General features: G+C 61.0%; 20 protein-coding genes and 1 tRNA gene. 10 read left to right on the top strand and 11 right to left on the bottom strand.

The features are described 5' to 3' along the window. The 6 genes from AC52Q4_RS11375 to rplM all read right to left on the bottom strand — a co-directional run. The coding region (locus AC52Q4_RS11375) for an IS3 family transposase (RefSeq protein ID WP_495536910.1) at window positions 1–897 on the bottom strand (897 nt) is incomplete at its 3' end. After that, window positions 894–1,277 carry a hypothetical protein gene (locus AC52Q4_RS11370; RefSeq protein WP_495536909.1) on the bottom strand — a complete coding sequence of 128 codons (384 nt, stop codon included), beginning with the start codon at window positions 1,275–1,277 and terminating at the stop codon, window positions 894–896. The genes AC52Q4_RS11370 and AC52Q4_RS11375, both read right to left, overlap by 4 nt. A 76-nt stretch (window positions 1,278–1,353) precedes the next feature. Next, entirely contained in the window at window positions 1,354–1,572 is a 219-nt protein-coding gene (locus AC52Q4_RS11365; RefSeq protein ID WP_495536908.1) for a hypothetical protein, read from the bottom strand. A gap of 207 nt (window positions 1,573–1,779) precedes the next feature. Beyond that, window positions 1,780–1,853: transfer RNA gene (locus tag AC52Q4_RS11360), tRNA-Gln, on the bottom strand. Between the two features lie 25 nt (window positions 1,854–1,878). Then, a complete protein-coding gene (rpsI, locus tag AC52Q4_RS11355; protein WP_495536907.1) occupies window positions 1,879–2,271 on the bottom strand; it encodes a 30S ribosomal protein S9 in 393 nt (130 codons plus the stop codon). Between the two features lie 55 nt (window positions 2,272–2,326). Continuing rightward, a complete protein-coding gene (gene rplM / locus AC52Q4_RS11350; protein WP_495536912.1) occupies window positions 2,327–2,755 on the bottom strand; it encodes a 50S ribosomal protein L13 in 429 nt (142 codons plus the stop codon). A gap of 317 nt (window positions 2,756–3,072) precedes the next feature. Here rplM and coq7 point away from each other — a divergent pair, with 317 nt between their 5' ends. Beyond that, window positions 3,073–3,717: a 2-polyprenyl-3-methyl-6-methoxy-1,4-benzoquinone monooxygenase gene (coq7, locus tag AC52Q4_RS11345; protein WP_495536906.1), complete on the top strand. Its 645-nt coding sequence runs from the start codon at window positions 3,073–3,075 to the stop codon at window positions 3,715–3,717. 45 nt (window positions 3,718–3,762) lie between these two features. Here the strand turns inward: coq7 and speD are convergent, their stop codons facing one another. Continuing rightward, complete coding sequence (speD, locus tag AC52Q4_RS11340) at window positions 3,763–4,584, bottom strand: adenosylmethionine decarboxylase (protein WP_495536905.1); 822 nt, start codon at window positions 4,582–4,584, stop codon at window positions 3,763–3,765. A gap of 189 nt (window positions 4,585–4,773) precedes the next feature. Beyond that, entirely contained in the window at window positions 4,774–5,136 is a 363-nt protein-coding gene (locus AC52Q4_RS11335) for a hypothetical protein (protein ID WP_495536904.1), read from the bottom strand. A gap of 79 nt (window positions 5,137–5,215) precedes the next feature. On the opposite strand from AC52Q4_RS11335, the gene crp reads away from it, so the two are divergent. Continuing rightward, window positions 5,216–5,854, top strand: coding sequence for a cAMP-activated global transcriptional regulator CRP (gene crp / locus AC52Q4_RS11330; protein ID WP_495536903.1), 639 nt, complete (start codon window positions 5,216–5,218; stop codon window positions 5,852–5,854). 88 nt (window positions 5,855–5,942) lie between these two features. Here the strand turns inward: crp and AC52Q4_RS11325 are convergent, their stop codons facing one another. Further along, on the bottom strand, window positions 5,943–6,245 hold the full coding sequence (locus tag AC52Q4_RS11325) for a PilZ domain-containing protein (protein WP_495536902.1): 303 nt from the start codon (window positions 6,243–6,245) through the stop codon (window positions 5,943–5,945). A 777-nt stretch (window positions 6,246–7,022) separates the two neighbouring features. On the opposite strand from AC52Q4_RS11325, the gene AC52Q4_RS11320 reads away from it, so the two are divergent. The 4 genes from AC52Q4_RS11320 (at window position 7,023) to AC52Q4_RS11305 (ending at window position 13,160) form a co-directional block, all read left to right on the top strand. Further along, entirely contained in the window at window positions 7,023–8,795 is a 1,773-nt protein-coding gene (locus tag AC52Q4_RS11320; RefSeq protein WP_495536901.1) for a glycoside hydrolase family 15 protein, read from the top strand. Then, entirely contained in the window at window positions 8,792–10,177 is a 1,386-nt protein-coding gene (locus AC52Q4_RS11315; RefSeq protein ID WP_495536900.1) for an alpha,alpha-trehalose-phosphate synthase (UDP-forming), read from the top strand. The genes AC52Q4_RS11320 and AC52Q4_RS11315 overlap by 4 nt, the downstream gene beginning before the upstream one ends. Before the next feature lie 161 nt (window positions 10,178–10,338). Further along, window positions 10,339–11,775 carry a R3H domain-containing nucleic acid-binding protein gene (locus AC52Q4_RS11310; protein ID WP_495536899.1) on the top strand — a complete coding sequence of 479 codons (1,437 nt, stop codon included), beginning with the start codon at window positions 10,339–10,341 and terminating at the stop codon, window positions 11,773–11,775. Between the two features lie 110 nt (window positions 11,776–11,885). Then, window positions 11,886–13,160 carry a flavin monoamine oxidase family protein gene (locus tag AC52Q4_RS11305; protein WP_495536898.1) on the top strand — a complete coding sequence of 425 codons (1,275 nt, stop codon included), beginning with the start codon at window positions 11,886–11,888 and terminating at the stop codon, window positions 13,158–13,160. A 124-nt stretch (window positions 13,161–13,284) separates the two neighbouring features. Here AC52Q4_RS11305 and AC52Q4_RS11300 read toward each other — a convergent pair whose 3' ends face one another. Next, window positions 13,285–14,499 (bottom strand): argininosuccinate synthase, encoded by a 1,215-nt coding sequence (locus tag AC52Q4_RS11300; RefSeq protein WP_495536897.1) that lies wholly within the window; start codon window positions 14,497–14,499, stop codon window positions 13,285–13,287. 125 nt (window positions 14,500–14,624) lie between these two features. Here AC52Q4_RS11300 and pyrC point away from each other — a divergent pair, with 125 nt between their 5' ends. The 3 genes from pyrC (at window position 14,625) to AC52Q4_RS11285 (ending at window position 17,448) form a co-directional block, all read left to right on the top strand. Further along, window positions 14,625–15,662: a dihydroorotase gene (gene pyrC / locus AC52Q4_RS11295; RefSeq protein WP_495536896.1), complete on the top strand. Its 1,038-nt coding sequence runs from the start codon at window positions 14,625–14,627 to the stop codon at window positions 15,660–15,662. A 297-nt stretch (window positions 15,663–15,959) separates the two neighbouring features. After that, a complete protein-coding gene (rnt, locus tag AC52Q4_RS11290; protein WP_495536911.1) occupies window positions 15,960–16,628 on the top strand; it encodes a ribonuclease T in 669 nt (222 codons plus the stop codon). Window positions 16,629–16,833: 205 nt separating this feature from the next. Further along, window positions 16,834–17,448, top strand: a complete 615-nt coding sequence (locus tag AC52Q4_RS11285; protein ID WP_495536895.1) for a hypothetical protein — start codon at window positions 16,834–16,836, stop codon at window positions 17,446–17,448. Window positions 17,449–17,533: 85 nt separating this feature from the next. On the opposite strand, the gene grxD is transcribed toward AC52Q4_RS11285, so the two are convergent. After that, on the bottom strand, window positions 17,534–17,860 hold the full coding sequence (gene grxD / locus AC52Q4_RS11280) for a Grx4 family monothiol glutaredoxin (RefSeq protein WP_495536894.1): 327 nt from the start codon (window positions 17,858–17,860) through the stop codon (window positions 17,534–17,536). A 138-nt stretch (window positions 17,861–17,998) separates the two neighbouring features. Here grxD and AC52Q4_RS11275 point away from each other — a divergent pair, with 138 nt between their 5' ends. Further along, window positions 17,999–19,300 (top strand): DEAD/DEAH box helicase, encoded by a 1,302-nt coding sequence (locus tag AC52Q4_RS11275; protein WP_495536893.1) that lies wholly within the window; start codon window positions 17,999–18,001, stop codon window positions 19,298–19,300. The last annotated feature ends 316 nt before the right edge of the window (window positions 19,301–19,616 follow it).

Below are 19,616 nucleotides of genomic sequence, written 5' to 3'. Positions count from 1 at the left end.
GTATGCCGCATAGTAGGCATCCAGGGCGGCCTGGCGGCGGGCGTGGACGGCCTCGACGCGGCCGTGGAAGACATCGGCCGGGGTATAGAAGGCCAGCCCTTCGTGGGGGCGATCTTTGTAGGCCGCGATGAACTCGCTCATCCACGCGCGGGCGTGCACGATGCCCTCAAAGCGCCCCGGGTAGCCGGGGCTGTACTTCAGCGTCTTGAACTGCGACTCGCTGTAGGGGTTGTCATTGGACACCCGTGGGCGGGAGTAGCTGCGGCGCACGCCGAAGGCGTCCAGCAGCTCCCGATAGCTATGGGCGATCATGGGCGCGCCACGATCCTGGTGGACGATGAGCTCGCCCGGGACGATGGCATAGGCACTGAGCGCCTTGCGGAACAGATGCTGAGCGAGCGCGGCGTTCTCCTTGCGGCTGATCATCCAGGCCACCGGGTAGCGGCTGTAGAGATCGAGGATCTGATAGAGATTGAGATAGACCCGAGGTGTGGTGGTTGGCAGCTTGGAGATGTCCCAGCTCCACGCCTGGTGCGGGGCACGGGCGATGATCCGCGGCACGCGGTGGCGCTGCGCGGGACGCTGTGCCCGGCGCTCCCGGCTCTGACCGTCTTTGCGCAGCAACCGATAGATCGTGGAGACCGAAGGCATCGGGCGGCCGCGGTTGAGCTCACTGGCGTGGATCACGCGCACGCTGGCGTCCTGGTAAGGCTCGCTGTTGACCCGCTCCAGCACGGCGCGCCGCTCGCTCTCGCTCAATTGCCGGGGCTGCTGGCGAATGGCCTTGCGAGGCCGTACACGGGGCCGACGTCGATAGGTGCCCGTGCGTGATAAGCCCAGCGCCTCACAGGCGCGGCTACGAGGCAGCTCGGCCGGTCGCTGTTCGAGAAGGCTCATTGCGATGACTCGCTCTGTGCGTCCTCGACCAGCGCCAAAAACTTTTTTTGTAGATCCACCAACTCCTCGGCAACTTTGGCCCGGCGCGCCAGGCGTTGCTTTTCACGCTCGAGCGCTTCGATACGCCGATCCCGCGGGTCCTTAGGCTTGCGCCCACCGGTCTTCGGCGCCAGACCCTGCGTGCCGGCGTCGGTCAGTGTCCGGCGCCACTCAGCCAGTTGGCCGGCATACAGCGCATTGCGCCGCAACCAGGCCCCTTTCTCGCCACGGGGCAAAGCATCGTACTCGGCGAGCAGGCGCTGCTTGTCGGCGGCGCTGAACCGCCGACGGGTGCGCCGCTCCAGGCTCGGCTCGGTGGGGATTTCGTTGGATTCGTTCACGCTCGTAGCCTCCTCAGTCAGTGCCCGAATGTTACATAAGAAACGCATCGGTCACTGTCGGATACGAGGTTGACACTTAGGGGAACGCCTCCCTGGGCTTGAGGATCTCCACCTTGCGCACCGCCGCCGGCACGTAGGTGCCCGCCAGGAGCTTCCTTTGATCGTTGGCCCAATGGGCCTTGAGGTGATCAGCAAGCGCGCCGGTGGCCATTCCATCGACCCCCGCCGCACCCTTGTTGCCGAGCACACGGCCGTACGCGGTCCACATGTTGGCCCGCGCTACCACCGCCCCCATCAGCGCTTCCGATTTCGTCCGCCCTCCATCCCCCGAGCACGCCTCGGCACCCCGACGGGCCACTCGCGGGTTCCGCCCGCTTCCTCCGACCAGGGCCATAGCCGCCTGTGCTTCTGCCTGCTCCGGGACAGCGCCAGTCAAGGCGCTGCGCGCCATGCCTGGCGCACAAAAAAAGGGTTGCGAAACAATCGCAACCCTTTTTTTATATGGCTGGGGGACTAGGATTCGAACCTAGGTTGGCGGAGTCAGAGTCCGCTGTCCTACCGCTAGACGATCCCCCAAAAGCTGGGTCGTGCCTCGGGCCTCTTAGCGCTTCGAGAACTGAGTCGCACGACGCGCCTTGTGTAGGCCGACCTTCTTGCGCTCGACCATGCGAGCGTCTCGAGTGACGTACCCCGCCTTGCGTAGCGTCGCTTTGGACTCGGCGTCGTATTCGATCAAAGCCCGAGTGATTCCGTGGCGTATCGCACCCGCCTGTCCGCTGATCCCACCACCGGCAACCGTGACATAGACGTCGAACTGCTCGGTACTCTCGGTTCGCTCCAGTGGTTGACGAACGATCATGCGCGCCGTTTCGCGGCCAAAATAGTCTTCCAGAGAACGACCGTTGACCTTGATCATGCCATTGCCGCGGCGCAGAAACACACGTGCCGCGGAAGTCTTACGTCGACCGGTGCTGTAGTACTGCTCAACTGCCATTGTATATCCGCTTTTCAGTCTAGACCGGGGAGTACGCCCGCTGTCAGCGCAACGTTCACAGCTCGAGTAGGATCGGCTGCTGGGCCTCGTGCCGATGCGCGGGACCCGCATAGATCTTCAGTTTCTTCAACATCTGCCGGCCCAGACGATTTTTCGGGAGCATGCCTTTGACGGCCGTCTGTATAACCCGCTCGGGCGCTTTATCGATCAGCTGCTCGAAAGTAATACGCTTAAGGCTGCCAATGTAACCCGTATGGTGATAGTAGATCTTGTCCGACACCTTGCCGCCCGTCACGGCTATTTTTTCTGCATTAACGACAACGATGTAATCGCCGGTATCCACGTGCGGCGTGTACTCGGGCTTATGCTTGCCCCGCAAGCGGAACGCAAGCTGCGACGCAAGGCGGCCGAGCGTCTTGCCGGAGGCATCCACGATGTACCAATCGCGCTTCACATCGGCCGCTTTGGCGCTGAAGGTCTTCATAAAACCGCCGTCTCCACACGTGTGGCTACTGTAATGCAATGGGGAGAAAATTTTATACAAGGTCAGGCGGTTGTACAAGCTGAACACGATAGCCCGCCTCGCCGCAGTCATTCGACAACCCCTGGTCGACCTCGGCAGCCTGCGCCCGAGATCCGCATCGCGGCTTCGCCGCACGCATCCCTTGATGGCAGGCCCCCGAAAACCGTTTCCCCCTGATGAGCGCAGAGGACGCATTGCACTCGCGGCGAGCGCCACTGCACGCACGCCCCATGGCCGCGTACAATGTTGAAAAGCCGCCAACGCAGCGAGAGCATTCTATGGTCGAGCGTCGATACAGTCTAATTGATCGCGTCATCGCCCAAGTCGACGTCGGGATACAAACACTTTTCGGAAGCCCATCCGGGACTGGACGGACGAGTCCTGCCGAAGGGTTGCCCGAGCCGGACCTCAGCAAGCAGGAACGCAGACACACGGCGCGGCTCATGCGAGTAAATCACTGCGGTGAAATCTGCGCTCAGGCCCTATATCAAGGCCAAGCCATCACGGCGCGCAACCCGGCACTGCGCCAAGCGCTGGAACATGCCGCAGTGCAGGAGAATGATCACCTCGCCTGGTGCGAGGCGCGCTTGCTGCGCCTCGGCAGCCATGTCAGTTATCTTAATCCGCTGTTCTATATCGGCTCTCTGGGAATCGGTGCTCTCGCTGGCGCAACGGGAGATCGCTGGAGCCTGGGCTTTCTTGCCCAGACCGAGGAGCAGGTGGTCCAACATCTAAGCAAGCATTTGCAGCGCCTGCCCCAGCAAGATCAGCCCAGCCGCGCGATCGTCGATCAAATGAGGCTCGATGAAGGCGATCATGCTACCGCGGCTATCGAGGCGGGTGCCGCGCCGCTACCGGAGCCGCTGCGTCGATTGATGCGACTCTCGGCGCGAGCCATGACCGGAACCACCTACTGGATCTGAGCGTCGTCGTTCACTCACCCGGAACCGCCCCTTGCGTGGAGAGCCCTATACGTCCCATCCAATTGACAAGTTGCGCCCCGAGAAGATCTCCATCATCTCACGGCGCAGCTGACGCCGTATCCGTTCGCGTTCCGCCGGTTCCAGGTTCTCGGCCGAATCTCCGAATAGATAATCGTCGATGTCCCAATCCTTCAGGAGCATTTTGGTATGAAAAATGTTCTCCTGGAAGACATTGACGTCAATGGTGTGGTAACGCTTCAACGTATCCTCGGCCAGATAGTTTTGGATCGAATTGATTTCATGATCGATGAAATGCTTGCGACCCTCGACATCGCGCGTGAAACCGCGGACCCGGTAGTCCATGGTGACGATATCCGAGTCGAATGAGTGGATCAGATAATTGAGCGCCTTGAGCGGCGATATAAGCCCGCACGTCGAAACATCGATATCGACACGAAAAGTGCTCACCCCCTGAAATGGGTGACTCTCCGGATAGGTGTGCACTGTAATGTGGCTCTTGTCCAAGTGTGCAAGCACCGTGTCCGGCAGCGGGCCGGGTGAGGCGGGCGCGCTGACGTAGGTATCCTCGACCGTATCGCTCTCCTCCTCGGCGATCAGAAGCGTGACACTCGCCCCTTGTGGATCATAATCTTGCCGGGCGATGTTGAGAATGTCCGCCCCCATGATATCGGCCACGCCGCTTAGAATCTGTGTTAGCCGCTCGGCATTGTAAACCTCATCGATATACTCGATGTAGGCTTGGCGCTGTTCCGATGTAATGGCGTAGCAGATATCGTAGATATTGAAGCTCAGCGACTTGGTCAGATTGTTGAACCCATAGAGCTTCACCTTAACTTGCTGCGCCACCGTTCCGCCCTCCTGCACGTGAGGAAGTTGAGTGCAAGCCTTACCGCTAAACGGCCGGATTGCGTCGCTCACTTGCTCACAAACCGCCGCCCGCAGCCGATCGTGAGCAAGACGGCCTCGCCCAGCACGTGATGGATACGAAGGTGCCCAGCGGTAAGGGAGCATAGACCACACCACACCTTCTCGTCATCATGCACCGCTTGGTAACAGACAACGCACTGTCCGGTTCGTATCCAGGCGCTTGCTGTGCGCAGCCGATAGCCACGCATCTTTTTCCCACAATTTCAGCCCCACGGCGCGCCCGGTTGCAGGGCTGAACGTGTAAAAAGCAACAGTGAAATAGTTGCTCAATTGGTTTACATTGATTGCATAGTACAGGTTCACGGAAAACGATCCGCCGAGCGGTTGCTCGCGCACGGCCCTGAAGGCATATGAACCTGAAAAGAAAGAATTTTTATGGCGGCGCCAGCTTGCCTGACATCGCAAATTTAATAAATCGGTCATTATAGCATAAGAATACGCAAGCTGATAAGCTAATAAATTAGCGTGCATGAATTGGCTTGCCAGCGCGTTACGCGTGTACTACCAATTAAGCGTAACTGCGCAACGAGAGCGGGGGTGGGAGAAAGGCATGGTACAAGCCGCCAGGGACATATTGAACAAGCCAACTATCGATAATCTACTTCGCCACTGCCTCTGGCGACGCTACCCGCCCAAAACCGTTGTCATCTACGCTGGCGATAAATCGGATGCCCGTTACTATATTAGGGAAGGCTCCGTCAGCGGTCTAATCGATGACGACAGCGGCCACGAGCTGGTCTTGGCTTACTTAAATGCAGGCGATTTCTTCGGTGAAATGGGGCTTTTCGGTAAAACCGCGACTCGCAGTGCCTGGATCCGCACGCGCGCGCACTGCGAGCTTGCCGAGATCAGCTACAGCCGTTTTCGCCAGGTCGCCAACAATGACCCGGACATCCTGTTCCACTTGGCTGGCCAGATGGCGGACCGCCTCCGCAAAACAAGCGCCAAAGTGCGCGATTTAGCCTTTCTTGACGTGACAGGACGTATTGCCCGAACATTGCTCGATCTGGCTAAGGAACCGGACGCCATGACGCATCCGGACGGAATGCAAATACGCATCACCCGTCAAGAGCTCGGCCGCATCGTAGGTTGTTCTCGGGAAATGGTGGGGCGCGTTCTAAAGGACCTGGAAGAACAAGCCCTCATCTCAGTCAGCGGCAAAACCATGGTGATATTCAATACACGCTGAGGCAAGCAGGGGCAGCCGTGATATTCGGCGTCTTGCCGTCCCGGCGTTGGAGCAGCGCTTAGGCTTTTCGGTAAGCGGCGGGCACCCGCTAGGGCAACGCCAACAGCTCCCCCGCTCGAAATTTCAGCCCCATGCCACGGCTGCTGCAATGGCGTACTATAGCGGGGACGCGGCGGGCGATGGCTCGTCCACGGCTGGGGGAGAACAGCTGCACCTCGAGCCGCGTACCGCGCCAAAACATTATTTTCCCGGGGTACAGGCCGATGCCACCTTGGCTAACGTCGCGGGTCCAGTACTCGCCGACGCGTTCCCCACGATGGTAGATGCAGACAAGGATCTCTGCGGGGTAGCGCTCTGACCTGCGGCGATTGCGGGGTTGATGATACGCCATGACCTCGTGCCTCTTCGCCGTTCGTCTCTTGCCCCCAGGCGCTCCACTGACATGCCCGCGAGCTTCTCCCATTCCGCAATAAAATAATAGGCCAAATCCGAACCGCCCATTGCGCGGTGGCCGAGAAGGGGGCCGGCGCTCACCCGCATCGAGCCTCCAAGAAACGCCGTGCAAGCCGCTCGGTCACCGCGCTCGACGAATACCCCCATCCGCGATCGCCACCGCCTCGTTGGGCGCCCGGCTTCGACCTGCAACGTTTTGCGGCATCGACCCCGGCCAGCGGCGAGTTCGCCCTGCCGTTTCCCTGCGCTACACCGGGGAAGCCTTTGCCCACCCGAGAGTGCGCAGGTAGCTCGCGGGCTCGTTCCGTCCCTTAGTAATTCGACAATCCTGACACCCATACGGCACACGTTGAGTGCACAATGTTTTATTATGCCGTCGCGGGAGGTAATCGACAATGCGGACACCGTCACGAGAGCGACGCTTGTCTGAGAGCGCGCAAGAAGACGCGCAGTGCGTCCCCATTTGGCCGCGCGCTTGCCGTCTGCCGGCGATCCCGCGAGCAAGTGGCGGCTACCGCCGGCACGCTCGGGGGTAAAATGGCTGCGGTGACGCGTTTACGACGTGTGACGTCCGGTTCACGCGCTGACAGCAGACAGGGTTGGATTGCCATTCGGCCCGAACCTTTGCATTGAGTCAGCAAGAGCGCAACGAGGAGAATGCATGTCAGTCCAGCCTCCTGGGAGTTCCGATTCTACGCCGCCTCAGAACGGGCCCATGGACCTGAACCTCGGGGTCATCGGCAACTGCCAGATCGCCGCGTTGATTGATGGTGGCGGGCGAATCGTATGGGCCTGCGTGCCCCGTTTTGATGGTGATCCGCTGTTCTCACGCCTGATCGATGAAACGGATCGCGGCTACTTCGCAATTGAGTTGCAGGATCTCGTCAGCGCACGTCAGCACTACGAACGTAACACCGCCGTGCTTTGCACCGAGCTTTTTGACCGTCACGGCGGGAGCGTGCGCATTACCGATTTTTGTCCGCGCTTTCGACAATTCAGCCGCTATTTCCGCCCCGCCATGATCATCCGTCGCTTGGAAATCCTGCGCGGAACGCCGGTCGTACGTGTCAGAATTCGCCCGACCGCCGCCTACGGCAGCGAAGCGCCGACGGTCAGCCACGGCAGTAATCATATCCGTTACGTGAGCTCCGCTTGGGTCATCCGCATCAGCACCGACGCCCCGCTGACCCATGTCCTCCAAGAACAGCCCATGGTGCTGGAGACCGGCGCCACGTTCATCATTGGCCCTGACGAAAGCATCCAGGAATCTCTTACCGAAATGGGCCGCCGCTTTCTGGACCTCACGCGCGAGTACTGGCATGACTGGGCACGCTCGCTGTCAATCCCCTTTGATTGGCAGCAGGAAGTGATTCGCTCCGCGATCACCCTCAAGTTGTGCACTTACGAGGACACCGGTGCCGTCATTGCCGCCATCACCATGTCCATTCCGGAGGCGGCCGACAGTAAGCGCAACTGGGATTACCGCTATTGCTGGTTACGGGATGCCTACTTCATGGTGCATGCCTTGAATCGCCTCGGCGCCACCCGCACGATGGAAGGTTTTCTCTACTACATCATCAACCTGGTCGTCGGGGCGGCACAGCATCAGCTGCAACCGCTCTACGGCGTGGGTGGCGAGGCGCGAATCGAGGAGAATCCAGTGCCCACCCTGACGGGGTATCGGCATATGGGACCGGTACGCCTCGGCAACGCCGCTTATACCCAATCGCAGCACGACGTATACGGGGCGGTCGTACTCGCGGCGACACAAGCTTTTTTCGATGAGCGCTTGGAACGACCAGGGGATGAAGCCCTGTTTCGCCGCCTGGAAATTTTGGGCTCCCAGGCGGCCATGCTCTATGATCAACCGGATGCCGGTATCTGGGAATTCCGTGGTTATAAGCGGGTACACACGTATTCGGCTGTGATGTGTTGGGCGGCCTGTGACCGTTTGTCGCGAATCGCCATACGTCTGGGGCTGGAATCCGACGCCGCGCGCTGGCGCGAGCAAGCCGATACGATGCATGCCCGGATCTGCCGCGAGGCCTGGGATGACGAAAAAGGCGCGTTCGTCGACAGCTTCGGCGGCGAGAATATGGACGCCAGTTTACTATTGCTCCACGACCTGGATTTCCTAGCCGCCGATGACCCCCGTTTTCTCGGAACGGTGCACGCCATTGAGCGCAATCTGCGCCAAGGGGATCATATTTTTCGTTACGATAATGCCGATGATTTCGGGTTGCCGGCGACGGCGTTCAATATCTGCACCTTCTGGTATATCGACGCACTACATGCCATCAATCGCCACGACGAGGCGCGGCAGCTATTCGAGAACATGCTGACTCATCGCACGCATCTCGGGCTGCTATCCGAGGATCTGGATATCGAGACCGGCGAGTTGTGGGGCAATTTCCCGCAGGCCTATAGCATGGTGGGTCTAATCAACTCGGCTCTCCTACTGAGCCGGGACTGGCAGGAGGCCATTTGAGATCATTGGTGGTTGTCTCGAACCGGCTTCCGGAATTGCGCGGCAGCCGGCCGCAGGCAGGCGGGCTCGCCGTGGCCTTGTTAGGCGCTCTGGACGAGCATAAGGCACTATGGTTCGGCTGGAGCGGCCGAATCAGCAAAAGGTCGAACACCCGGGCACGGATGCACCAGATCCATGGGCTCGAGCTGGCCTCCATCTCCCTGACCAGGGAAGACTTCGACGATTACTACCTCGGCTACGCCAACGAGGTGTTGTGGCCGGTGTTTCATTTCAGCCTGGCGGCAATGGATTATCGACGCGGATTCGCTGAAGCTTACTATCGCGTCAACCGGCTGTTCGCCGACGCCCTGCGGCCGCTGCTGAGCGGCGGAGAGCTCATTTGGGTACACGACTATCACCTCATCCCCCTGGGGCGCGAGCTTCGCGAGAGAGACGTCAGCCAGCCGCTCGGCTTTTTCTTGCACACGCCCTTTCCGAGCTACGGCTTGGTGCGCGCCGTGCCGGACCATCGCCAGCTATTGAGCGATCTGTGCGCCTACGACCTGCTCGGCTTCCAAACGGCAACCGACATGCGCGCGTTCACGGAATCCGTTACCGAAGCCATTGGCGTACGTCACGCGGGGAACGGGTATCTGCGCCTTGGCACGCATACGCTGCGAACCGGCGTTTACCCTGTAAGTATCGATGTCAGCGCGATGATGAGCACCGCCCGGCAATCCTTGGAGTTGCCGCGAGTCAAACGCCTCATCGCAGGCCTCGGCGAACGCCACCTGATCATCGGCGTGGACCGCCTCGATTATTCGAAGGGCTTGCCGCAGCGGTTCCGCGCCTATGAGGCGCTGCTCGCGCATCATGCTCATCATCGAAGTCACATCGTTTTCATGCAGATCGCGAGTCCCTCGCGCACCAGTATTCCCGAGTACGATGAGCTACGCCGGCATCTGGAGGAAATGGCCGGGCATATCAATGGGGAACATGCCGAACTCGATTGGGTACCGATCCACTACATCAACCGCACCTTCGATCGGGACGCGCTCGCCGGCCTTTACCGAGCGGCACGCGTGGGCCTCGTTACCCCGCTGCGCGACGGGATGAACCTGGTAGCCAAAGAGTTCGTCGCGGCCCAGGACCCGGACGACCCAGGAGTGCTCGTCCTCTCGGAATTGGCCGGTGCCGCCCAGGAACTCGATGAGGCGATCCAGGTGGCCCCGTACGATGTCGATGCGATCGCAAGCGGGCTCGAGCGGGCCCTGGCGATGCCACTCGCCGAGCGCCGGCGACGTCATGCTCGCATGCTCGAGATCATGCGCAGCAATGATCTCCACGTGTGGCGAAAGCGCTTCCTGGATGATCTCACCGAGCTGCACACGTGCCACAATTGACAGTATTGTCTATAGTCCCGATATAGTGTCTATTAGCTGCACGCGAGCGCATCCCGGACACAACCGTGACCGTCTTTACAGAAACCGACGACCTCGAACGGCTCCTGCGCATACTTCCCCCCTCCCTGCAATCGGCCACCACTGCTTTATCGAGTTCCGAATTGCTCGAAGTTGTTCTCGATCTGGGCCGCCGCCCGCAGGCCCGGCTCACGCACGGGGCATGTGATCTCGCCAGCGAACCGGTGACGCGGCGCGATCTGGACCGGGTCATTGATGCCGTGGGGCCGTTTACGGCTGACAACCGGGCCGGGATCGAAGGCACTCTCCACCGTATCGCCGCTATCCGCAATCGTACCGGCACCGTGGTGGGATTGACGCTACGCGTTGGACGCGCCGTGTTCGGAACCATCGACCCGATCCACGACCTGATTGCCGACGGATCCAGCCTGCTGCTACTCGGACCTCCGGGAATCGGCAAGACCACGCGGCTACGGGAAATCGCTCGTGTGCTCGCCGATGAATGCGCACGTCGCGTCATCGTGATTGACACCTCGAATGAAATCGCCGGCGACGGTGACATCCCCCATCCGGGCATCGGCAGTTCCCGACGTATGCAGGTCACCCATCCGGACAGGCAGCACGTGGTAATGATCGAGGCCGTGGAAAACCACATGCCCGAGGTCATCATCGTCGATGAAATCGGCACGAGCGCCGAGGCGGCCGCCGCGCGAACCATTGCCGAACGAGGCGTCCAGCTCGTCGGAACCGCGCATGGTAAGACGCTGGAGAATCTTGTGCTCAATCCGACGCTGGCCGATCTGGTCGGCGGGGTGGAGACGGTTACCCTGAGCGACGAGGAGGCGCGCGCTCGCGGGACGCAAAAGACCGTTGCAGAACGTCGCGGGCCGCCTACATTCGAGGCGGTCGTCGAAATCGTCGATCGCCAGCGGCTGATCGTTCACCGCCATACCGGCCAGGCGGTCGACGCCTTGCTACGCGGCCTGCCTCCGAATGGCGAACCACGAGGCGAAGCGGAAAGCCAACCCCCACGGGCCGAGCCACAATCGCCTCTCCCGGAGCACGCCGAGCCTTCGACAACGGGCACACGCGGCGGCGAGCACCTTGTTCGAATCTACCCGTACGCGCTCAGCCGCGATTTGGTAGAAAAAGTGATACGCGAGCTGCGGTTGAATGCGCGAACGGTATCGGGGGCCGAACAGGCGGACCTCGCTCTTGCGCTGCGCGCTCGCAGCGACGATCCGCGACTGCGCAGACTCCTCCAGGCCACTGCGATACCGTTGCATCAAGTCAAACGTAGCAGCACGGCGCAAATCCGTCGTGTGTTACAGGATCTGTTCAACGTCATCCCCGGGCTGGAAGAGGAGGCCGTCGACGAGGCGGCGCGCGAGGCCGAACAGGCAGTCCAGCGGGTGCTTGCGCAAGGAATAGCCGTGGAGCTCACGCCACGATCGGCGCCGATACGACGAATGCAGCACCGAATCGCCATGCGTCACCGTTTATTGGCGGAAAGCACGGGCAGTGACCCGCAACGCCGCCTGATCCTGCTCCCCGCCTCCGAAGGCTGCGACGGGTCATGAAAGGCGGCAGGGGAAGATTTCCGCCGGCGGCGTCTGGCAAAATCAGCAAGTGAAACCACCCGTCAGGATTCAATGTGGTTCGCCGAAAGGCGCCAAACAGCAAAGGCTCGATGCGCACCCTTGCAAACCGCAGCAAAGATGTCGATGTGCTCATTATCGGGGCGGGTGCCGCCGGGCTAGCAGCCGGGCAAGCGCTGCGCCGCTGGGGCATCTCCTATCGACTCCTCGAGGCCAGAACGCGGATTGGCGGGCGGGCCTGGACCGAGACGGAGAGTCTCGGCAGCGCATTCGATCGTGGCTGTGCCTGGTTGCACTCGGCGCGGCGCAACCCGTTGCGTGCCTTAGCGGAGCGTCACGGCTTTGCGATGACCCGGGAGATGACCAGCCGCTTTCATCTCGATGGACGTTTTGCGTGCACCCGCGAGGAACAGGCGATCCAGGCCTTCATCCAGCGCCACACACGGGAGATCGTCAATCGCGGAAGGCTCGGCCGGGATGTGAGCGCGGCCGAGGTGCTGGACCCACAACATCCGTGGACCCCTTTCGTCCACCATTTGGTGGCCGCTATCAACGGGGTAGATACCACCGATTACTCGACCGGCGATGCGGCGGCCGAAGACGATACCGGCGAGGATTGGTTGGTCGCTGGCGGATTGGGCACACTGGTGCGCTTGGCCGGCGCGCGACTGAAAGTTGCTACAGGCTGCGCAGTCAGATACATCGATTGGAGTCAGACACCCGTTCGCATCGACAGCGAGTGCGGCCAATTTCGCGCCACGACAGTGATCATCACCGTACCGGTCGGCGTACTTACCGCCGGTATACCTTGCTTTCGCCCGTCATTGCCGGAATGGAAACAAACGGCATTGGATGCCATCCGCATGGGCCACTCGGAGAAGATCGGCTTTCGCTTCATTGACGACGTGTTTGGCTTACCGCCTGACACTTACCTCAATGCAATGCGCTCCGGCAGCGCCTTCGGAGCGCATATTCGCCCCTTCGGCAAACCTGAAGCCATCGTCTATGTCGGCGGTCGCCTCGCCCGGGAATTGGGCGAGCTGAGTCATCGCGAGGCCGCCGCGACCACACTCGATAGGTTGCAGGATATCTTCGGCACGTCCCTCACCCGCAAGCTCGCGGCCAACACCGTGACCGGTTGGGGTATTGATCCGTGGACCCGCGGCGGCTATTCCGCCGCCCGACCCGGGCGCGCGCATCGCCGTCGAGATCTCAAGGCGCCGCTCGGACAGAGTATCTATTTTGCGGGAGAGGCCACCTCAACTGCCGCCTTCGCCACGGTGCATGGCGCCTGGCTCAGCGGCTACGATGCGGCATGCCACGTCGCGGAGCAACTAAGCGCCTCCTCGCGCGGGGCCACGTTATGAAATCGCGCTCTATGTGTCTCACTCGCCGTGCAACCCCTACGCGCGGTAGGCTAGGATGGCGGTGGCGCGACGGGACGGCAAACACGGCGCTCCATGTCTGTGGCGCGCCGCAGCCGCCAGGGGATCAACGACGGCGCGCACCGAGCATCCGCAGCCGTAGCGCATTGAGCCGGATGAAACCGCTGGCGTCCTTTTGATCGTATGCACCGGCGTCGTCCTCGAAGGTGGCGATGCTAGGATCGAACAGGCTATCGGCGTCCGAGCGCCGGCCGATGATCTCCACCCCTCCCTTGTATAGCTTGAGCCGGACAACGCCGTTGACGCTCCCTTGGGTCTCGTCGATCAAAGCCTGCATGGCGCGCCGCTCGGGGCTCCACCAATAGCCGTTATAGATGAGCTGCGCGTACCGCGGCATCAGCTCATCCTTCAGATGCGCCGACTCACGATCCAGAGTGATGGACTCCATTGCCCGGTGCGCACGCAGCAAAATCGTACCGCCCGGCGTTTCATAGCAACCCCGCGATTTCATGCCCACATAACGGTTTTCGACCAGATCGGCCCGTCCCACGCCATGCTCTGCGCCGAGCGCGTTCAAACGCGACAATAGCGCCGCCGGGCTGAGCCGCTCGGCGTCGATTGCTACCGGATCACCTTGCTCGAAGGTAAGCTCTACGAACCGAGGCCGATCCGGGGCCCGCTCCGGTGCCACCGTCCAGCGCCACATACTCTCTTGCGCGGGGGTCCAAGGGTCCTCCAACACACCGCCCTCGTAAGAAATATGCAGAAGGTTCGCATCCATCGAATAGGGCGAGCCGCCGCCTTCTTCCTTGCCCTCGATCGGAATACCGTGCGCTTCGGCGTAAGCCAACAACTTCTCCCGCGAGAGCAGATCCCACTCACGCCATGGAGCAATCACTTTGATATCCGGATGCAGCCCGTGATATCCGAGCTCGAAGCGGACCTGGTCATTGCCCTTGCCAGTCGCTCCGTGGGCGACCGCATCAGCGCCAGTCTCTTGAGCAATATGCACCTGGCGCTTGGCAATCAAGGGGCGAGCAATCGACGTACCGAGGAGATACTCCCCCTCATAGAGGGTGTTCGCGCGGAACATCGGAAAAACGAAATCACGCACGAACTCCTCACGCAGATCCTCGATGTAAATCTGCTTTACCCCGAAGGCTTCGGCCTTGGCACGGGCCGGTTCCAGCTCTTCGCCTTGACCCAGATCGGCCGTGAATGTCACTACCTCGCAGCCATAGGTCTCAACCAACCAATGCAGGATGACCGAGGTATCCAGGCCACCCGAATAGGCGAGCACGACTTTCTTCACGCCGCTCATAGGCTCCCCGCCGTTGTCCTCACGTATGCGCTTTGCGAAAGCGGCTCCATCATCCGGGCTCGCCCTGTAGAAATCAAGGCAGCGCTGCCGGTTTATAATGCCCCTGCCACGACAGGAGCGTTTCCATGGTAGAAGAGATCACCCTGACCCAGCCGGATGACTGGCATGTGCATCTGCGCGATGGTGAAGCGCTGAGCACGACCGTCCCCCACAGCGCCCGCACGTTCGCGCGTGCTCTGGTCATGCCCAACCTCCTTGCGCCGGTCACGACCGCCGAGCAGGCCTTGGCCTACCGGAAACGCATCCTGCGCCACGCACCACCGGGAAGCGCTTTTGAGCCCCTCATGACGCTGTATCTCACGGAAAGTACGACTGGAGATGAAATCGAGCGCGCCGCCGCCACGGAGACAATCACCGGCGTCAAACTTTACCCGGCCAATGCCACCACGCATTCCGCAGCCGGAGTGAGCGATTGGCGCCGCTGTGACGAAGCCCTGGCGGCGATGCAGGAACAGGGGCTGCCGCTGCTCGTTCATGGCGAGACCGTCACGCCCGGGGTCGATATATTCGACCGCGAAGCCGTTTTCCTCGAGCGCGAATTGACGCCGCTGATCCAACGCCATACCCACCTTAAAGTCGTGCTCGAGCATGTCACGACAGCGGCGGCAGTGGCCTTCGTGCGCCAGGGACCACCGAGACTCGCCGCCACAATTACCGCTCATCACCTGCTGCTCAATCGCAACGACCTGCTGCTTGGCGGCCTGCGTCCGCATCACTATTGTTTGCCCGTCCTCAAGCGCGAGCGCGACCGGCAGGCGCTGCTGGAAGCGGCCCGGTCCGGGTCGCCCAAGTTTTTTCTCGGCACCGATAGTGCACCGCACGCCCGGTCGGCCAAGGAAACGGCTTGCGGTTGCGCGGGCGTGTTCACGGCACCCGCTGCGCTTGAGCTCTACGCGGAGGCATTCGAGGAGTTGGATGGCCTGGGCTTTCTGGAGGGCTTTGCGAGCCACTTCGGCGCCGATTTTTATGGTCTCCCGCGCAATACCACCACCGTTCGGCTGCGCCGCGAACCCTGGTCAGTGCCGGCCTACTACACGTTCGGCGAGGAGGTCGTCGTACCGATGCGCGCCGCCGAAAAGCTGCACTGGCGGCTGATCGGCTGAGGACGGGGACGAGTGGGCTGAACCAGTACAGTCGGGGGCGTACGCAATACCGCGCCTTTGGCAGGCCGAACCAACGCGCGAAGGCCCTAAATACAGCGAAAAACACGGGGTCGTTATCATACTGGCCCACGCAACACGGACGCGCCGCATATTGATACGCGGTTGCGCACCGACGACAGCGCGCCTAGCATTTCGTAATATAGGCTTTCGCTCCGCCGGCGACTCGGAACCGTCGGGGGTGTGTGTTTCGCTCGCTCGCCTGGGGATACCAGCGACTCAAGTCATTGCCAACACAGGATAAGACGTGTGGATATTCGCAACGAGCGGTGCCAACTGTCAGGCTCTGCCATCACCAGCCGATTCAGGAGCTTTCTACCCGTAGTGGTGGACATCGAAACCGGTGGGCTGAATGCGAGCACGGACGCCGTGCTGCAGCTCGCCGCGGTTATTGTCCGCATGGATGAAAATAACCGCGTGTTCCCGGCCGGCACCTACTCTACCCACGTGAAGCCGTTCGACGGCGCCAATATCGACCCGAAGTCTCTGGAGCTCAACCGAATCGACCCCGACCACCCTCTGCGGATGGCCAAACCCGAGGATGAGGCCCTGCAGCATATCTTTCGGCCGATCCGCCGTGAAATCCGCGAGACGGGCTGCACCCGGGCGATTCTCGTCGGCCACAACAGCTGGTTCGATCTGTGTTTTCTCAACGCGGCTGTGGCTCGCACCGGCATACGGCGTAATCCGTTCCATCCGTTCACCAGCTTCGATACCGCCACTCTCGCTGGCCTGGCCTTCGGTCAAACCGTGCTCGCGCGCGCGGTCAAAGCGTGCGGTGCGAGTTGGGACGGACGCGAGGCCCACTCTGCCATTTACGACGCCGAGAAGACCGCTGAGCTCTTCTGCGCCGTCGTCAACCGCTGGGATCAGCTCAACGGCTTTCCCGAATACACTGCCCTTGCTTGACCCGTCGTCCATATGCGCACGCGTGGCGTGCTGATGGGCCGCGGCTAGCCTCCGTCCCACGCCCTTCGAACCTCCAAGTGAGCTCGGCACCCGCGCCCCCGCGGATGCTACTTCACAGGCGGGCAACGCAGCGGATCTCGTCCATTCCCGGAAACGGCCGATATACTTAATGGTAATAGCTCACACGCAGAGGGAGCAGGCAGTGATGAAACCTCTATTCTTCCTTGGCCCGGCGATTTGCCTGCTGGTAGCCTGCGCGAGTTATCAAGTCGTACGCATCCCGGTGAGGGACGCCAGTCTGTACCCGATCTCTCAGACGCTTGGCGACATCACAGTCGGTATTGACGCGATCGAGGACAGTAAGCGTGCGGCCCGATACTTTGGGGTTGATCTCCTCGCACAAGGGATCATGCCGGTGGTCATTACGGTGTCGAATCACGGTGCTCCGCGAGCCGCCCTGGCCCCCGCCAATATCCTGCTCCGAGAAGGCAACAGCGTTGTTGATCCGTTACCGCTGGAACACATCATCAAGGAAGTGACCCGTTGGCGCATGAGCGAAGCCACCGCCAAACAAACAGAGCGTTACCTGCGCACTTTGAGCTTTCAGGATCGCGTTCTGATGAAGGGGGATACGTACCGGGGCGTGCTGTTCTTTCCCGTAAGCCAGGAGAAAGATACCACGACGGATGGGTTCACCGTTCTCGACGTGTTCTCAGCCTATTCGACAAAGCTGACGGTCGTGGTAACCGATTTGGATGGAAGCAACGCATACCGCTTCGGACCGTTCACGCTGCGGCAGCCCTACTATTGGCCGAATTGAATGACAGACTCAGGGGCGCTTTGCGCCCCTGTAGCCGTGCGGGAAAATTCGCGACCGCCCGATTCTCGACACTACAGCGCCCGCTCTAACCTTTCTGGCCAACCGCGTCCTGCAACTGCTGCTTCAGTTCGCCGCTCTGGTACATCTCCATAATGATGTCACAGCCGCCAATCAGCTCGCCATTGACGTAGAGCTGCGGAATAGTCGGCCAATTACCGAATTCTTTGATTCCCTGCCGAATGCCCTCGTTCTCGAGAACATTGACGGCTGTGTATTGGACACCGCAGCTGTCCAGGGCCTGCACCGTGCGCATGGAGAAGCCACACTCCGGGAACTGGGGGGTGCCCTTCATGTAGAGGACGACCGGATTGTCCTCAACCTGCTTGCGGATCGTCTCTTGCACATTACTCATCGCATTCACCTCAATGCGCTTGCGGCCGCCGTCAACAGCCTATGTTTGCTGGAGCAAAATTATACTGCGCTGCCTATGTGACAGCAATGCCTTAACCATCCAAGAAAAACAGCGACAAATCCGTTATTCTATGGGGCCATGAAGAATGATCTCCTTACCGATATCCGTCTAGACTCTCTCGGCCTCCACGAATCACTGCTACTCGGGCTAGAGGAGGCCGGCTTCAGCCATTGCACTCCGGTTCAGGCCGCGGCCCTCCCTGTCCTGCTGCGGCACCAAGATGTGGCCGCGCAAGCGCAAACGGGCACCGGTAAGTCGGCGGCTTTTCTGCTCGCAACCATGCATTACCTGATGACCACGCCTGTCGAGGAGGGGAAGACCGGCCCGTGGGCCTTGATATTGGCGCCTACCCGGGAGCTTGCCTTGCAGATCCACCGCGACGCCGAGGCGCTGGGTTATTTCACCGGCATGCGCTGCGCGGCCGTGTATGGCGGAATCGGCTACGAGCCGCAGCGCGCCGAACTCACCCGAGGGGTCGATCTCCTGATCGGCACACCAGGGCGCATCATTGACTTCTACAAACAACGGGTCTTCAACCTGGACAACGCCGAGGTCGTCGTGCTGGACGAGGCCGACCGAATGTTCGACATGGGCTTCATCGCGGATGTCCGCTACCTGCTGCGCCGCATGCCGCCGGCGCACCGCAGGATCAACATGCTCTTCTCCGCGACGCTCTCGGAGCGAGTCAAGGAACTCGCCTACGAGCATATGAACAACCCGCAGACCATCGCGATCGAACCCGAGCAAGTGACGGCCGAAAAAGTACGCCAGTCGCTCTACCATGTGGCAAGCACCGACAAGATTGGTTTGCTTCTCGGCATATTACGCCGCCAGGATGCCACCCGCACGTTGGTATTCGTCAATACCAAACGCGACGCCGAGCGGGTAACCGGTTACCTCGTCGGCAACGACTTTGACGCGGAAGTGATCTCCGGGGACATCCCCCAGAAAAAGCGCGAGCAGCTACTGTACCGATTCCAGGAGGGCAAGCTGGCCATGTTGGTGGCGACCGATGTTGCCGCACGCGGGCTGCATATCCCGGATGTCAGCCGCGTCGTCAATTTCGACCTGCCGCAAAATGCGGAAGATTACGTGCATCGCATCGGCCGCACCGCAAGGGCCGGCGCCAGCGGCGATGCGATCAGTTTCGCCTGCGAGGCCTACGTCTACTCCTTACCCGAGATCGAGGCGTACATTCACCAGAAGATTCCTGCTGAAATGGCCTCCTCCCAGCTTATCGCCACTGACATCAACCCGCCGCGGCGCACGCCGCGGCGCAGGACGCCGCAAAGCAGCGCGGCGCACCGGGGCGGGCGGCGAGGCACCAAACGCTCCTCGTCTACCAAACCCGCGCCGAGCAAAGATCACGCAGGCAGTTGAAGTACGGTTTTTGGGTTGTAGACGGAATCTTCCGGGCTCGCAGCGACATACGGCCAGAGTGCCTCATGAGAGCCCGATGACCGCTAGCGCCGCGCCCGAAATCTATCACGTCCTCAGTGCAAAGCGCACCGCCGCGACGCGGCGGACGGCTGCAATCTCGGTGGATATTCGCAGATAAAGAATGCCCGCTTGCCGAGGGGCAAAGCCGGACCGCCTGGCGTTTGGGAAGGAACGCGATCGTGAGCGGGAGACGCTCTTTGGTCGGAGACTTCGAGGTTCAGGTTCGGTGGGGGGAGGGGGGCGCGGGGGGTGGTGT

It is taken from the genome of Nitrococcus sp. (genome assembly GCF_059432795.1).
This window is presented reverse-complemented; position numbering and strand designations above follow the sequence as displayed.

Coding starts and splice junctions, on each gene's coding strand:
- AC52Q4_RS11365 (WP_495536908.1), bottom strand. CDS start 1,572: ATGGGGGCGGTGGTAGCGCGGGCCAACATGTGGACCGCGTACGGCCGT.
- rpsI (WP_495536907.1), bottom strand. CDS start 2,271: ATGGCAGTTGAGCAGTACTACAGCACCGGTCGACGTAAGACTTCCGCG.
- rplM (WP_495536912.1), bottom strand. CDS start 2,755: ATGAAGACCTTCAGCGCCAAAGCGGCCGATGTGAAGCGCGATTGGTAC.
- coq7 (WP_495536906.1), top strand. CDS start 3,073: ATGGTCGAGCGTCGATACAGTCTAATTGATCGCGTCATCGCCCAAGTC.
- AC52Q4_RS11335 (WP_495536904.1), bottom strand. CDS start 5,136: ATGCACGCTAATTTATTAGCTTATCAGCTTGCGTATTCTTATGCTATA.
- crp (WP_495536903.1), top strand. CDS start 5,216: ATGGTACAAGCCGCCAGGGACATATTGAACAAGCCAACTATCGATAAT.
- AC52Q4_RS11325 (WP_495536902.1), bottom strand. CDS start 6,245: ATGGCGTATCATCAACCCCGCAATCGCCGCAGGTCAGAGCGCTACCCC.
- AC52Q4_RS11320 (WP_495536901.1), top strand. CDS start 7,023: ATGGACCTGAACCTCGGGGTCATCGGCAACTGCCAGATCGCCGCGTTG.
- AC52Q4_RS11305 (WP_495536898.1), top strand. CDS start 11,886: ATGCGCACCCTTGCAAACCGCAGCAAAGATGTCGATGTGCTCATTATC.
- AC52Q4_RS11300 (WP_495536897.1), bottom strand. CDS start 14,499: ATGAGCGGCGTGAAGAAAGTCGTGCTCGCCTATTCGGGTGGCCTGGAT.
- pyrC (WP_495536896.1), top strand. CDS start 14,625: ATGGTAGAAGAGATCACCCTGACCCAGCCGGATGACTGGCATGTGCAT.
- AC52Q4_RS11285 (WP_495536895.1), top strand. CDS start 16,834: ATGAAACCTCTATTCTTCCTTGGCCCGGCGATTTGCCTGCTGGTAGCC.
- grxD (WP_495536894.1), bottom strand. CDS start 17,860: ATGAGTAATGTGCAAGAGACGATCCGCAAGCAGGTTGAGGACAATCCG.
- AC52Q4_RS11275 (WP_495536893.1), top strand. CDS start 17,999: ATGAAGAATGATCTCCTTACCGATATCCGTCTAGACTCTCTCGGCCTC.